The 13913-nt window shown below is 61.1% G+C and carries 10 protein-coding genes and 1 pseudogene; 7 read left to right on the top strand and 4 right to left on the bottom strand.

The features are described from left to right. Nucleotides 1-29 precede the first annotated feature (29 nt). The 5 genes from HJB82_RS02680 (at nucleotide 30) to HJB82_RS02660 (ending at nucleotide 8229) form a co-directional block, all read left to right on the top strand. Nucleotides 30-1103 (top strand): efflux RND transporter periplasmic adaptor subunit, encoded by a 1074-nt coding sequence (locus HJB82_RS02680; RefSeq protein WP_207584686.1) that lies wholly within the window; start codon nucleotides 30-32, stop codon nucleotides 1101-1103. Next, nucleotides 1100-2185 carry an efflux RND transporter periplasmic adaptor subunit gene (locus HJB82_RS02675; RefSeq protein ID WP_221139531.1) on the top strand — a complete coding sequence of 362 codons (1086 nt, stop codon included), beginning with the start codon at nucleotides 1100-1102 and terminating at the stop codon, nucleotides 2183-2185. Before HJB82_RS02680 ends, HJB82_RS02675 begins: the two co-directional genes overlap by 4 nt. After that, complete coding sequence (locus HJB82_RS02670) at nucleotides 2182-5253, top strand: efflux RND transporter permease subunit (RefSeq protein ID WP_221115099.1); 3072 nt, start codon at nucleotides 2182-2184, stop codon at nucleotides 5251-5253. Before HJB82_RS02675 ends, HJB82_RS02670 begins: the two co-directional genes overlap by 4 nt. A 263-nt stretch (nucleotides 5254-5516) precedes the next feature. After that, the gene (locus tag HJB82_RS02665; protein WP_259671003.1) at nucleotides 5517-6620 is read left to right on the top strand and encodes an alpha/beta hydrolase; all 1104 of its coding nucleotides are present in this window, start codon (nucleotides 5517-5519) and stop codon (nucleotides 6618-6620) included. 157 nt (nucleotides 6621-6777) lie between these two features. After that, a complete protein-coding gene (locus HJB82_RS02660; RefSeq protein WP_221139530.1) occupies nucleotides 6778-8229 on the top strand; it encodes an NCS1 family nucleobase:cation symporter-1 in 1452 nt (483 codons plus the stop codon). Between the two features lie 58 nt (nucleotides 8230-8287). On the opposite strand, the gene HJB82_RS02655 is transcribed toward HJB82_RS02660, so the two are convergent. Then, a complete protein-coding gene (locus tag HJB82_RS02655) occupies nucleotides 8288-10171 on the bottom strand; it encodes a methyl-accepting chemotaxis protein (protein WP_207584690.1) in 1884 nt (627 codons plus the stop codon). 135 nt (nucleotides 10172-10306) lie between these two features. Between HJB82_RS02655 and HJB82_RS02650 the strand changes: the two are divergent. Both HJB82_RS02650 and HJB82_RS02645 read left to right on the top strand, forming a co-directional pair. Further along, nucleotides 10307-10396, top strand: a pseudogene (locus HJB82_RS02650) (DUF4272 domain-containing protein); the annotation flags it as partial. Nucleotides 10397-10552: 156 nt separating this feature from the next. Then, nucleotides 10553-11596, top strand: a complete 1044-nt coding sequence (locus tag HJB82_RS02645) for a magnesium and cobalt transport protein CorA (RefSeq protein WP_221139529.1) — start codon at nucleotides 10553-10555, stop codon at nucleotides 11594-11596. A gap of 14 nt (nucleotides 11597-11610) precedes the next feature. On the opposite strand, the gene HJB82_RS02640 is transcribed toward HJB82_RS02645, so the two are convergent. The 3 genes from HJB82_RS02640 to HJB82_RS02630 all read right to left on the bottom strand — a co-directional run bounded on the left by HJB82_RS02640 (nucleotide 11611) and on the right by HJB82_RS02630 (nucleotide 13723). Then, complete coding sequence (locus HJB82_RS02640; RefSeq protein WP_221139528.1) at nucleotides 11611-12384, bottom strand: aminoglycoside phosphotransferase family protein; 774 nt, start codon at nucleotides 12382-12384, stop codon at nucleotides 11611-11613. 25 nt (nucleotides 12385-12409) lie between these two features. Continuing rightward, nucleotides 12410-13291, bottom strand: coding sequence for an MBL fold metallo-hydrolase (locus HJB82_RS02635; protein WP_207584693.1), 882 nt, complete (start codon nucleotides 13289-13291; stop codon nucleotides 12410-12412). Between the two features lie 69 nt (nucleotides 13292-13360). Further along, complete coding sequence (locus HJB82_RS02630) at nucleotides 13361-13723, bottom strand: hypothetical protein (protein WP_207585194.1); 363 nt, start codon at nucleotides 13721-13723, stop codon at nucleotides 13361-13363. Nucleotides 13724-13913 lie beyond the last annotated feature (190 nt).

The following is a 13913-nucleotide window of genomic DNA, read 5'->3' as shown; positions in this document are numbered from 1 at the left end:
GAGCTGCCGTTGAGAGCAAGAGGTCTATTATGAGAACCATTCAGGTCGCCGCAGCGATCGTATGCGCCATCGGTCTCGGGTCATGCAGTGATGACAGCCGACCGGCCGGACCAACCCCGCGGCAGGTCGGTGTTGTCGTCGCCAAGCCTGAGCCGCTGGTCCAGGGCGGTGCGATCACGGGAGAAGTCCGCGCCCGCGTTCAGACCGATCTGTCCTTCCGCGTCAGCGGCAAGATCGTCGAACGGCTGGTGGAAATCGGGCAGTCCGTGAAGGCGGGTCAGCTTTTGGCCCGCATCGATCCGGAAGAGCAGAAGGCCGATCTGGACGTGGCGGCGGCCAATCTTCAGTCGGCGCAAGCGCAGCAGACCCAGGCGCAGCTGGCATTCGATCGCCAGCAGAGCCTGTTTCGAACGCAGGTGACGACCCGCGCTGCGCTCGATCAGGCGCAGGAGGCGCTTCTGACGGCCCGGGCATCGACGAAGTCGGCGCAGGCGCTTTTCGAAACCGCCCAGGACACCCTGTCCTACACCGAGCTGAAGGCGGACGTCGACGGGGTGATCACCGCCCGCAATGCCGAGGTCGGGCAGGTGGCGCAGGCCGCTCAGGTCGTCTTCACCCTTGCTCATGACGGCGACCGGGACGCCGTCTTCGAGGTGGTCGAAAGCGCCTTCCTGCGCCCGATCGCAGGCGACGGGACCGTGGCCCTCCTTTCGGACCCGACGCAAAAGATCACGGCGAAGGTTCGCGAGATTTCGCCGACGATCGATTCCTCCACCGGCACCATCAAGGTCAAGGTCGCGATCTCGAGCGACGCTCCCATTCCGCTGGGCGCTCCCGTCGTCGGAAGATTCAACTACGTCTCCCAGGACGTCATCCAGCTTCCCTGGTCGGCAATGACCGCCAAGGACGGCAAGCCAGCCGTCTGGATAGCCGATCCCGCATCGTCAGAGGTCTCTGTGCGGGCCGTCGATGTCACCGGCTACGAGACCGGCAGCTTTATCGTGAAATCGGGCGTGTCGGCAGGAGAGGTCGTGGTGACTGAAGGAACAAAGTTCCTCAGGCCCGGTGAAATCGTTTCTTATGTCAAGGAAGCTTCCAAGTGAGTATTCGTCCCAAGATAGTCGCACTAATGATGGGTACGGCCCTGATCTCCTCCTGCACGCGGCAAGAGGATAACAACGAAGAAGCGCCGCGTCCCGTGCTGTCGATGACAGTCACGCAGACGCCTGCCACCAGTCTCAGCCTGACCGGTACAGTCGAGCCGACGATCGAGACCGAGCTCGGCTTTAGGATTCTCGGGCGGATGATCGCCCGCAACGTCAATGTCGGAGATGTCGTCAAGAAGGGAGATGTCGTCGCAGCCATCGATCCGCTGGCGCTGGAGCTTGCCGTGCGCAGCTCCCAGTCCGATGTGGAAAACAGCGACGCCCAGTTGAGGAACGCGGTGACCACCGAGCAGCGCCAGCGCGCGCTGGTGGAATCGCGCTCCGGTACCGAAGCCTCGCTCGAAGAGGCCGAGCTGGCGAGACGATCGGCCTCGGCCGCGGTCGCCAAGGCGCAGGCCAATCTCGACAAGGCCAATGAGCAGCTCGGCTATGCGCAGCTTCGCGCGGAATTCGACGGTGTGGTGACGGCGGCCTCGGCCGAGGTCGGGCAGGTGGTATCAGCCGGCCAGACGGTCGTGACCATCGCGCGGCCGGACAAGCGCGACGCCGTGGTCGACGTGCCGCAGGGCACTGCCCAGAAACTGAAGATCGGCGCGCCCTTCGAAGTGACGCTGCAGCTCGATCCCGCAATTCGTGCGTCAGGGGTCGTGCGCGAGATCGCGCCGGAGGCGGACGCCTCCACTCGCACGAGCCGAACGAAGATCGCGCTTACCGATCCGCCGGAGGCCTTCAGGCTCGGTGCCGTTATATCAGCCTCGGCCACCATTGCCGCCGATCCGGAGATCGTGCTGCCGTCTTCGGCAATCCTTGCCGGCGCCGAGGGCCCGAGCGTCTGGATCGTCGACGTGCCCGGCAAGAAGGTATCGCTGCGCCGCGTGAAGATTGACGGCGACGTCGTCGAAGGCGGCAGCGTCCGCATCGCAGAGGGGCTTGCCCCCGGAGACAGGGTGGCCGTGGCAGGCGTGCATAAACTTGAAGATGGCCAGGCCATCAGGATCGACCAGGAGATCAGCCAGTGAAGTCCTTCAACCTTTCCGACTGGGCGCTCAAACACCGTTCGCTCGTCTGGTACTTCATGATCGTCTTCATTCTCGCCGGCGCCTTCTCCTATTTGAACCTCGGCCGCGAGGAAGACCCGAACTTCACGATCAAGACAATGGTGATTACGGCGCAGTGGCCCGGCGCTTCCGCCGAAGAGATAACGCGGCAGGTGACGGACAGGATCGAAAAGAAGCTTCAGGAATTGGAGTCGCTTGACTACACCAAGAGTGAGACCGTCGCTGGCCAGACGACCGTCTTCGTCGAACTGCTGCCGACCACCAAGGCTGGGGATGTCGCGCCGACCTGGCTGCGCATCCGCAACATGATCGCCGACATTAAGGGAGATTTTCCGAGCGGTGTCGTCGGACCTTTCTTCAACGATCGCTTCGGCGACGTGTTCGGAAACATCTACGCCTTCACGAGCGATGGGCTGACCCAGCGGCAGCTTCGCGACCTCGTGGAAAACGCCCGCTCCGAGGTTCTGACCGTGCCCAATGTCGGCAAGGTCGATGTGGTCGGCGCTCAGGATGAAGCGATTTACCTCGAATTCTCCACGCGCCAGATCGCAGCACTCGGCATCGACCAGCAGTCGGTGATCAGCACCCTGCAGGCGCAGAACGCCGTTACCCAGTCCGGCTTTGTCGATGCCGGGCCGGAGCGTATCGCCTTGCGGGTGAGCGGACAGTTCACCTCCGAGGAAAGCCTGCGGTCGATCAACCTTCGCATCAACGACCGCTTCTTTCCGCTGACCGACGTCGCCACGATCAAGCGCGGTTATGTCGATCCGCCGTCGGCGCTGTTCCGCTTCAATGGCGAACCGGCGATCGGACTTGCGATCGGCATGAAGCAGGGCGCCAATCTGCTGGAGTTCGGCGAGGCGCTGGACGCGCAGATGAAACGTATCGTTGCCGATCTTCCGATCGGCGTCGATGTCCACCGCGTTTCCGATCAGCCGGCCGTCGTCGACGAAGCGGTTTCGGGCTTCACCCGCGCGCTCTTCGAAGCGATCGCTATCGTGCTTGTCATCAGTTTCATCAGCCTCGGCTTGCGCGCCGGCATGGTGGTGGCGATTTCCATCCCTCTTGTGCTCGCCATCACCTTCGTGGTGATGGAATATTCCGGCATCTCGCTGCAGCGTATTTCGCTCGGCGCGCTCATCATTGCGCTCGGACTGCTCGTCGACGACGCCATGATTGCCGTAGAGATGATGGTGGCCCGTCTGGAAGCGGGCGACGATCTCAAGAAAGCCGCCACTTACGTCTATACATCGACGGCTTTTCCGATGCTGACGGGAACGCTCGTCACCGTCGCGGGCTTCATTCCCGTTGGTCTCAACAACAGCGCCGCAGGCGAATTCACTTTCACGCTTTTCGTGGTCATCGCGGTTTCGCTGGTTGTCTCCTGGATCGTGGCGGTGCTGTTCACGCCGCTTCTCGGCGTCACCATCCTGCCGAAGACCATGAAGTCGCATCACGAGAAGAAGGGCCGCTTCGCCTCCTTCTTCTCCTGGCTTCTGGGGCTGGCGATGGGCTGGCGCTGGATCACCATCGCGCTCACCGTCGCCGTGTTCGGCCTCTCGGTCGTCGGCATGGGGCTGGTGCAGCAGCAGTTCTTCCCGAACTCGGACAGGACCGAGCTCGTCGTCGACTGGAACCTGCCGCACAACAGCTCGATCGCCGAGACCAACAGGCAGATGGCCAAGTTCGAAAAGGAGATGCTGGCCGGCAACAAGGACATCGATCACTGGACCACTTATGTCGGCCAGGGCGCGCCGCGCTTCATCCTCTCCTTCGATGTGCAGACGCCTGATGTCTCGTTCGGACAGACGGTGATCGTCACCAAGGGGCTTGACGTGCGCGACAAGGTGCGGGCGGACCTGCAGGGCTATCTGACGAAAACCTTTCCCGGCACCGACGCCTTCGTCAAGCTCCTCGATATCGGCCCTCCGGTGGGCAAGCCGGTCCAGTACCGGGTCAGCGGCCCCGATATCCAAAAGGTGCGTGACATCTCCCAGCAATTTGCCGGCATCGTCGGTACGCATCCGCTTCTCGCCAACATGGTCCTGGACTGGAACGAGCCCTCCCGCGTCGTCAAGGTCGATGTGCTGCAGGACAAGGCGCGCCAACTCGGCGTCTCCTCCGAGGATATCGCCACCGCCCTTAACGGCATCGTCGAAGGCTCGACGGCGACGCAGATCCGCGACGACATCTACCTGGTCAATGTCATCGGGCGGGCCAGGGCATCGGAGCGCGGTTCCATCCAGACGCTGCAGAACCTTCAACTTTCCACCTCCAACGGCAAGGTCGTGCCGCTCTCAGCCGTCGCCAATTTCCGCTACGAGCTCGAGCAACCGACGATCTGGCGTCGCGACCGGCAGCCCACCATCACGCTCAAGGCAGCCGTTATCGGCTCGACGCAGCCGGCCACGATCGTCGACCAGTTGAAGCCGAAGGTGGAAGAATTCCAGAAGAGCCTGCCCGTGGGATACAAGGTGGAAATCGGCGGCGCGGTCGAATCCAGCGCCGAGGCGCAAGGGCCGATCGCGGCGGTCGCTCCGATGATGCTGTTCGTAATGGCGACGATCCTGATGATCCAGCTGCAGAGCTTCAGCCGCCTGTTCCTGGTCTTTGCGGTGGCTCCGACGGCTCTAATCGGTGTGGTTGCGGCGCTGTTGCTGAGCCATGCGCCGATGGGCTTCGTCGCCATCCTCGGCGTGCTGGCGCTGATCGGCATCCTGATCCGCAACTCCGTCATCCTCGTCGTGCAGATAGAGCATCTGCGCGCCGAAGGTGTCCCGGCCTGGCAGGCCGTCATCGAGGCGACCGAACATCGCATGCGGCCGATCATGCTGACGGCAGCGGCCGCCACCCTCGCGCTGATCCCGATCTCGCGCGAGATATTCTGGGGACCGATGGCTTACGCCATGATGGGCGGCATCGTCGTCGGAACCGCGCTCACCCTGCTGTTCCTGCCGGCGCTCTACGTCGCGTGGTTCAGGATCCCGAGGGATGAAGGCGCCCAGGCCGGTGCCGCGGCAGAGGCGTGAGGAAGCTAGTGGCTATTTCATGCCGCCGTGGCTGCAACACGGACTGGAACGCAATGCGTGGGATGGCACAAGCGATTGCCATCCCACGCGGGAGCAGGAATCGCACTCCGAGTGACGACATGGGCAAAACCACACTCGTGACCGCCAGCGACCTTTGGAAGAATGGATCGATGGCGGAGCGGCATTCCCGAGAGGTGTCGAAGGGAACTCCTGCTGGTCCGCCGAGCATCGCTGCGGCCATCACCATTGGCATCGCCCTGGCGATGCTTGGCGGCTGCGCCACGCGGCCATCGCCGGATGTCCTGCAACCCGTGCATCTCGATAAGCCCGTTTCGCTGAACAAGCAGGTTCATGGCGAGAAGGCCCCGGATCGGGTGAGGGTCCTCGCCGCCACGAATCGAACCCCCGACAGAGTGCGCGGCGGTTTCGGCAGCGCATGGGCCGAGACGCTCACCTATGAGGAGTATGAGTTTTCGGTTCCTCCCGACCGAAAGGATACCGCGATCACCTATCCGACCGCGACGCCGGATCCCGAGCGGCAATTTGCCGTCATCGAGCGCGAGCAACTGCCGAAGGATGCCTTCGTGCAACAGGCGCTCGGTTCCGTGCAGGCCGACGGCACCGTTGGCATCTTCGTGCATGGCTACAACTACAGTTACCAGGAGGCGCTTTACCGCACCGCGCAGATCGCCGCGGATGCGAATATACCGGGTGCCCCGATTCTGTTCTCCTGGCCTTCGGCCGCGGCGGTCGCCGGCTATGTCGCCGACCGCGATGCGGCCCTGTCTTCGCGCACCGAACTCGCCTCGCTCGTCACGTCGCTCTCGGCTTCGGGCAAGGTGAAGCGTATTGTCCTTTTCGGACACAGCATGGGCGGGTTTCTGGTCATGGAAACGGTGCGCCAGCTCAAGCTGCAGCATCGCGACGATGTCATCGGCAAACTGGCGGTGTTGCTTGCCGCCCCCGACATCGATGTCGACGTTTTCCGCGCCCAGCTGAAGGACGTCGGGCGGATGCCGATCCCGATATCGCTTCTCGTTTCGAAGGACGACCGGGCGCTCGTGGCCTCGAGTTTCATCGCCGGAGAGCGGCCGCGCGTCGGGCGCCTTGATATCGACGATCCCGTCGTCGAGGAGGCTGCCGTGAAGGAAAGGCTTCGGGTCATCGACATCACGTCGATCCAAGCGTCCGACGGGCTGGGGCACGACCGCTACGCATCGCTCGCCAGGTTCGGCGCGCAACTCGCCTCCTTCGAGAGCGGCAGGCGTTCGACCGCTGGTGACGTCGGCGCTTACGTCTTCGACGCCGCAGGTGCCGCGGTTGCAAGCCCGTTTCGCCTGGCTGGGCGTGTCGTCGGCTCACAGTGAACGCTTTCGCCAAGGACCGATCCGGCTCCGGCGATGGCTAATTCTCAGGCATCGCCAAGAGATGTGCATAATGTGACTATTAAATTGTCAGATGCACAAAGGAGGAGCAGACTTCCGGCTGTGGTCGATTTGACCTCAGGGATATGGGAGGGCATTCATGAGCATTCGAAATCCGTCTCCCTCGTTGTACAACGAGGATCTTGCACCCGCCGAGGAGCGTAAATGGGGTGCATTCAGTATCTTTAACGTCTGGACATCCGACGTTCACAGCCTGTGGGGCTATTATCTGGCGGCGAGCCTGTTCCTGCTGTGCGGCAGCTTCGTCAATTTCGTCATCGCTATCGGCATCGGATCGCTGGTCATTTTCGTGTTGATGAGCTTGGTCGGCAATGCCGGCGTGCGCACCGGCGTACCTTTTCCGGTGCTGGCGCGCGCCTCCTTCGGCACATTCGGGGCGAATGTTCCGGCCCTTGTCCGGGCCGTGGTCGCCTGCTTCTGGTACGGGGCGCAGACCGCCGCTGCATCCGGCGCCATCGTCGCCTTGCTGATCCGCAACGACAGCCTGCTCGCCCTTCATCAGAACAGCCATATGCTCGGCCACTCGACCCTCGAACTCATCTGCTATGTGATCGTCTGGGCGCTGCAGCTGCTGATCATTCAGCGGGGGATGGAAACGGTTCGCAAGTTCCAGGATTGGGCCGGTCCGGCCGTCTGGATCATGATGCTGATCCTTGCGGTCTATCTGGTCGTCAAATCAGGCACCTTCTCCTTCGGTGCCGAAATTCCGCGCGACGTGCTGATCGAAAAGACCAAGGATGCCGGCGTGCCGGGCGAGCCAGGCTCGGTCGCAGCGCTTGCCGCCGTGTCCGCCACCTGGATCACCTATTTCGCGGCGCTCTACCTGAACTTCTGCGATTTCTCGCGTTACGCAACGAATGAAAAGGCGCTCAGGAAAGGCAATCTTTGGGGGCTGCCGATCAATCTCCTGGCATTCTGCCTCGTCGCAGGTGTGACGACCACCGCCGCCTTCACCGTCTACGGGGAGGTCCTGCTGCATCCGGAAATGATATCGGCGAAATTCGAAAGCTGGTTCCTGGCGCTGCTTGCGGCGCTGACATTTGCGATCGCAACGCTCGGCATTAACGTCGTGGCGAATTTCGTGTCGCCGGCCTTCGACTTCGCCAATGTCTTCCCACGCCAGATCAACTTCAAACGCGGGGGATATATCGCCGCAATGATCGCTCTCGTGCTTTACCCGTTTGCCCCCTGGGAGACAGGTGCGGCGCATTTCGTCAATTTCATCGGATCGACCATGGGACCGATCTTCGGCGTCATGATGGTGGACTACTATCTCATCCGCAAGAGCCAGCTGAACGTCGAGGCGCTTTACCATGAGAATGGCGAGTTCCGCTTCCAGAACGGATGGCACGGCAATGCCTTCATCGCATTCGCGGTCGGCGCGCTTTTCTCCTCGATCCTGCCGACCTTCACCAGCATCCTGCCGGATTGGTGGGGTACCTATGGCTGGTTCTTCGGCGTCGGAATCGGCGGGGCGATCTATTTCGTGCTGAGAATGGGCGCGCGGCGCAATCCAGCCTTCGCGTCATGACAAACGAAGGGCGCCCGGCATTGCCGCGCGCCCTTTATCGACTCCTGTTGCCGATAGTTCAGCGGCGTGCGGCAACCGCATGCACCGTTGCGCGGGCCATTGGTTGTTCCATTGTTCTAGCGGTGGAGCGAAGGGCTGAGGATTGGCTAGATGCGGCGTCGTCGAGCCTGAACTGGCTGATGAGTTCGCGCAGCGTCTGGGCCTGCTGGGCTAGCGAATCGGAGGCAGCGGTCGATTGTTCCACCATGGCCGCGTTCTGTTGCGTGGTCTGATCCATGCGATTGACGGCGACGTTGACTTCGCTGAGGCCGACCGACTGCTCTTTCGCCGAGGTGGCGATCGAATCCATATGGTGATTGATCTGGCTGATGAAGCCACCAATGGTCTTCAGGGCCTGGCCGGTGTCGCGCACAAGCTTGACACCGCTTTCCACCTCTTTCGACGAGTTCTGGATAAGACCCTTGATCTCCTTGGCAGCCGTTGCGGAACGCTGCGCAAGTTCGCGCACCTCCTGGGCGACGACGGCAAAGCCCTTGCCGGCCTCGCCGGCTCTTGCCGCTTCCACGCCGGCATTCAGCGCGAGAAGATTGGTCTGGAATGCAATTTCATCGATGACACTGATGATGTTGGAAATCTGCTGAGACGAGGTTTCGATCCGCCCCATTGCCTCCTCGGCGTGGGACACGACCTCGGCGGAGATCCCGGCGCTGCGATTTGCCTCGGTGGCGACCGTGCGCGTCTCCTCAGTTCGCTTGCTGGAGTTCGACACATTCGCCGTGATCTCTTCCAGCGCAGCCGCGGTTTCTTCGAGCGACGCTGCCTGCTCCTCCGTGCGTTTTGAAAGATCGCCCGCACCTGAGGAGATCTCCCGCGAGCCTTCGTCGATCGTGCCGATGCTTTCGGAAATCGCTCGAAGCGTTGTGCCAAGCTGCGTGACAGACTGGTTGAAGTCACGGCGCAGCGCCTCGAAGTCGGGTGCGAAGGCCTCGTTGAGCTGGAAGGCCAGGTCGCCTGCGGCCAACCGCTTTAGACCGGCGGCGAGGCCCGAGGTGGCGATGCGTAGCCGCTCCGAGGCGTCGGCTTCGGCCTGCCTCTGTGCGGCAACGCGGTCGGTCTCCGCTCTATTGCGATTCTCCTCGGCTTCCATCGCCATCCGCTTGTTGGTGATCGCGGCCTGGCGGAAGATTTCGACCGCCTCCGCCATCGACCCGATTTCGTCGGCGCGGTCGGCGAACGGGATCTCCGAACCGGTGTCCCCGTCGGCCAGCCGTCGCATCGAAGCGGTGATGCCGGTAATCGGATTGGCGATGCTCTTCAGCACGAAGGCGACAGCGCCGAGAACGAGCAATCCGGCAACACCGATCGTTGCAAGCAGGTAGAATTCTATGGAGGCGAAGGTCTCCTTGCTGAGGTCGGCAGCCTTCTTGCTGCCACTGACGTTCAACTCGACCAGGGCCGCTGTGGCTTCCTTGAGCTTGTCCGAATAGGAGCGCATCTCCCCGCCGAGATATTTCCCGGCTTCTTCGGTCTTGTTGGCGCGGGAAAGATCAAGCAACTGCGCGCTACTGGCGATGTAGCCTTCGACGCTTTCCTCGATCGTCTTGATCAACTCGCGCTCGTGGTCGGATGAAGCCAGAGGAAGGTAGGCGTCCGCCGATTTGCGAATCGCATCCTCGGCGACCTTGATGGCCTCTTCGCGTGTTTTCTTTTCCGCCTCCGTCTGCGCAATGATGTGATCGCGGTAAACGAGGCGCAAATTCGTCATGGCGAGATTGATCGCCTGGGAAGCCTGTACGCTCGGCAACCAATTACTGGCAATCTCTTCCGTCGATCCGTTCGTCTTCCGAAGACCATCGACCGCGAGATAGGCGACAAGGCCGAAAAGAAGAGCTATGACACTGAAAATCAACAGCAAACTTGATTTGATGTTTGGGCGGCGCATTGAAAGTCCTCGATCGAACTTCCGGCTTCTGACCGGACTGGATGAGGAGTTTCTAACAAAAACAATTTAACGATTTGCTCAATATGTAAAACGCCGTTTACCACCTTTTTGGAAAGCCTATGTCGCTTTTGCGCTCAGGGGGCTGTCTACGCACGCCACTACGCTCTCAACTGGCTGATCGGCTACATGGATCAGGACTGGGACGATATTTCCACGGATACGTGATTGCACGCGCCTTGCCACGATGAAGGCGCTGGGTCAGCCCTCCACATCGAGGCAGATGCATGTTTTACGAAATAGCATTATGATGGGCTGACCGCCTGACCGGCAGACGGATGGCTGCGGATATGTGATCCGTGCGGGAGTGGAGGACGGCAGGATTTGGAAAAGCTGAAGAATCTGGACAGCATTTCCCCGCGGGCCGGCAGCGGTTCGACATCGCCGCCCTATGAACGTCCCGGCGTCGTGGCTGCTGCCGTTTACCAGCATGGGCAACGCATTCGCGACATCAGGATAGAAGAGGCCGGTGAATGGCGAGGCCGGGAGAATGCCGTCGTCTGGATCGGCCTGCACGAGCCGGATGAAGTGCTGCTGCACCAGGTCCAGGCCGAGTTCAATCTCCATGCCTTGGCGATCGAGGACGCGGCACAGCCCCACCAGCGACCGAAGCTGGAGACCTATGGGGACGCAATGTTCATCGTTGCCCGGACCGCCCATATGAAGGATGACGAAATCGTCTTCGGCGAAACGCATTTGTTCGTCGGTCGCGGTTATGTCGTCTCGGTCCGCCACGGGGACTCGTCCTCGTACCTGGCGGTGCGGCAGCGGTGCGAGGCGACGCCGACGGCGCTGGCCCACGGCGAGAATTATATTCTTTATTCCATCCTGGATTTCATCGTCGACAACTACATGCCGGTGATCGAGGTCGTGCAGGAGGAGGTCGAAAAACTTGAAGATCTGGTGCTGCGCGAACAGCTGGCAAAGTCCGACATCGAACGGCTTTACCTCTTACGCCGCAAGCTTCTGCGGCTGCGCAATGCCGTGGTGCCGCTCGTCGACGTCTGCCGGCGATATGAGCATGTCGATCTTCCCGGCATGGATCCGACGCTGCAATCGCTGTTTCGCGATGTGACCGATCATGTGCGCCGGGTCCAGGAGGATATCGACGCGCTGCGCGAGGTGCTGGCCTTCGCCTTCGAGGCCAGTGTGATGATCGGCCAGACGGAGCAGACGGCGATTGCCCGCAAGCTTGCCGCCTGGGCGGCGATCCTCGCCGTTCCCACCGCGATCGCCGGTATCTACGGCATGAATTTCAGCGATATGCCGGAACTGAAATTCCAGTATGGCTATTTCTTCGTGCTGGGTGTCATTGCCGTCTTGTGTCTGGGTCTGTTCGGTTTTTTCCGCCGAAGGAAGTGGCTGTAATTGCCAGAGGCGCGTCACCGCAGCGCGCGCAGCAGCCGATCTCGATGTTTGCTGATGTAGTCGATGTCGTTTAGATACAGCCGATCGTCTCCTGCGGCCACGTCCTCCACGAAGGTCTCGTCTCCGGCCGAGGCCCTTGTTTGCATGAAATTCACGAGCGCCTGAAGCCGCCTGCAGATCGTCTCCGGCAGCTGGCGCCGCTCTTCTGCCGTCGTGCCGTAAGCCATGCAGAAGATTTCCGTCCGCCGCAGCTGCTCATCAAGGCCTGATATCACGCCGCGATTGGAAGGATCGGACAAGGGCCCCCAGCGGTAAACAGCATAGGCCAGATCCCATAGGCGCGGCGCGGGATGGGCGGCGTCGAAATCGATGACCCCGACAGCCTCATGTTCTGCGGTTGCGACATTGTAAGGCGCATAATCTCCGTGGCAGACGATCTCGCGCGGTTCCTGCGGCGGCAGCATCCATGTCTGGACCTCGCCATCCCTTGCCAGAAACCCTTGAGACGCCGAGTGAAAATCGCGCAGAAGCCTGGCCGCGGAAATCAGCATGGTCTCTGATCCGACAAATGGGTCACGCAAGTCTTCGCAGACGCGCCCGGAGACGTAGCTGACGATCTCCTGGCCTTCCCCTGTGATGTCGATCGGCACCGGCGCTCCCAGAAAGTCTCTGGTCCTGAGATGGCGCAAAAACCGATGAACCGTCGGCGTCCATACGCCTGATGGTCTGATGACGGTGTTGCCGTCACGCCAGATCTGCCCGGCTCGCCCGCCCTCCAATGGTTTCACGTCATGGTCTCCTGCATGCTATCCCCTATGCGTGATTCCGTTTTTCGATATGGGCCTGAACCGTGGCGCCAAGATTTGTCTCGTGGCAGTTCCGGTAGAATGTCACCGTATCCAAAGGCATCCCGTCGGGAATGATGACGAAATCTTCAAGCCGGAAGTCGCTTGAGCGGCTGAGTTGTCCATCCGCCAGTTGGTTTTCGCTCAACCCATCGACACGATCGGCCAAGGCTTCGAAATAGACGAGGTTCGCATTCACCGTTGAAGGTGAAGACGTCTGGCCATGCGCGGGGATGACCAGTCTCGCATCGAGGTCACGGATACGCTCCAGCGAGGAACGGATCAGGCGAAGGTCTTCGGCACTTTTGCTCCAGACTTCGGGAATGGGGTATTCCACCGCATCGACCGCCAGGCAGATGCGAAGTTCGGGGATCCATACGGCGATATGGTCGGGCGTGTGCCCGGGCGTATGGATCAGTTCGAGCGTGAGATCGCCGCCGTTGAGAACCATCGAGCCGGAGAAGGTGATATCGGGACCGATGAGCTCGACATTCCGAAATCTCGATTCCTGACTGGCCTTGTCTCTGAGGATCTGCTGCGCGGAGGGATCACGCAAGCGGTCGAGCGCCGCGGCATGCGCTATGATGGGAGCGCGGCCCGCAATGGCGGCATTTCCCCAGAAATGATCCCAATCCATGTGCGAGTTGATGACCATCAGCGGGCGAGCTGCAGCCTTCTCTTCAAGCAGATCCAGCGCCATTCGGCATAGCTCGGGCGTCCCGAGCGTATCGATCAGGACGTTGAACCTCTCGGTCCGGACAAACACGCCATCGACTTCGTCGCCCGCTCGAACGATCACGATCCGGTCGTCAAGTTCGGGATAGGAGCACAGTTCTACCGATACATCCACGTCTGGTTGTCTCTATTGCAATCGAAGTGTTTTCATTCAGTACATCAAATCTTGCTCAGGTGCCCGCCCTTAAGGATGGTGCGACTTCCGCTCTACGGGAACATGCACATCCCAAGTTTTCATCACGGTGTTCGGCACCGCGGCTGCGCAAATCACCATGACGCTGGGTTTCGAACGGCCGAGGCTCGTCGGCGTCCATTGTGTTTGGAGCGGGACCGCGCATCGAGGAACCAGCACCTTGGCGTTGGGCTCCAACGCTTGCCATTGCTCGCTCCCCTTGGCGTTCTCACCCGAGATGAAACGCCTGGCCTCCTCGCGGATCTCAAACAGGCCGTGCTTGTGAGGAGTCGAACGATCGGTATCGATGCTCCAGGAGGCGAGGGACGAGACGCACGCTGCAAGCGTTGCAGTGACGAGTATCGTTCGAAACACCGATGCGCCGTCAACAGCCAAATGGGTACCCTCCTGGGAGAGGCGAGACTACCCAAAAGCGGCATGAATCCTCAAGCACTCTCTGCATCATTGAGCGCCGTTGATGAGCGAACGTCGGTGCGATCGGTGATCGTCGCGCATCGCGAATTGGCGGTTTCGGTGGAACAACCACCGCCAAGGGAAGTTTGCA

The sequence above is a fragment of the Rhizobium sp. NZLR10 genome, assembly GCF_019685125.1.
In the GTDB taxonomy this organism is placed as follows: domain Bacteria; phylum Pseudomonadota; class Alphaproteobacteria; order Rhizobiales; family Rhizobiaceae; genus Rhizobium.
Note: the sequence above shows the minus strand (reverse complement) of the source record. Positions and strands in the feature narration are given on the sequence as shown.

Bases quoted from the DNA above. Each gene is read 5' to 3' on its own strand.
- HJB82_RS02680 (WP_207584686.1), top strand. From the start codon at position 30: ATGAGAACCATTCAGGTCGCCGCAGCGATCGTATGCGCCATCGGTCTC.
- HJB82_RS02665 (WP_259671003.1), top strand. From the start codon at position 5,517: ATGCTTGGCGGCTGCGCCACGCGGCCATCGCCGGATGTCCTGCAACCC.
- HJB82_RS02660 (WP_221139530.1), top strand. From the start codon at position 6,778: ATGAGCATTCGAAATCCGTCTCCCTCGTTGTACAACGAGGATCTTGCA.
- HJB82_RS02655 (WP_207584690.1), bottom strand. From the start codon at position 10,171: ATGCGCCGCCCAAACATCAAATCAAGTTTGCTGTTGATTTTCAGTGTC.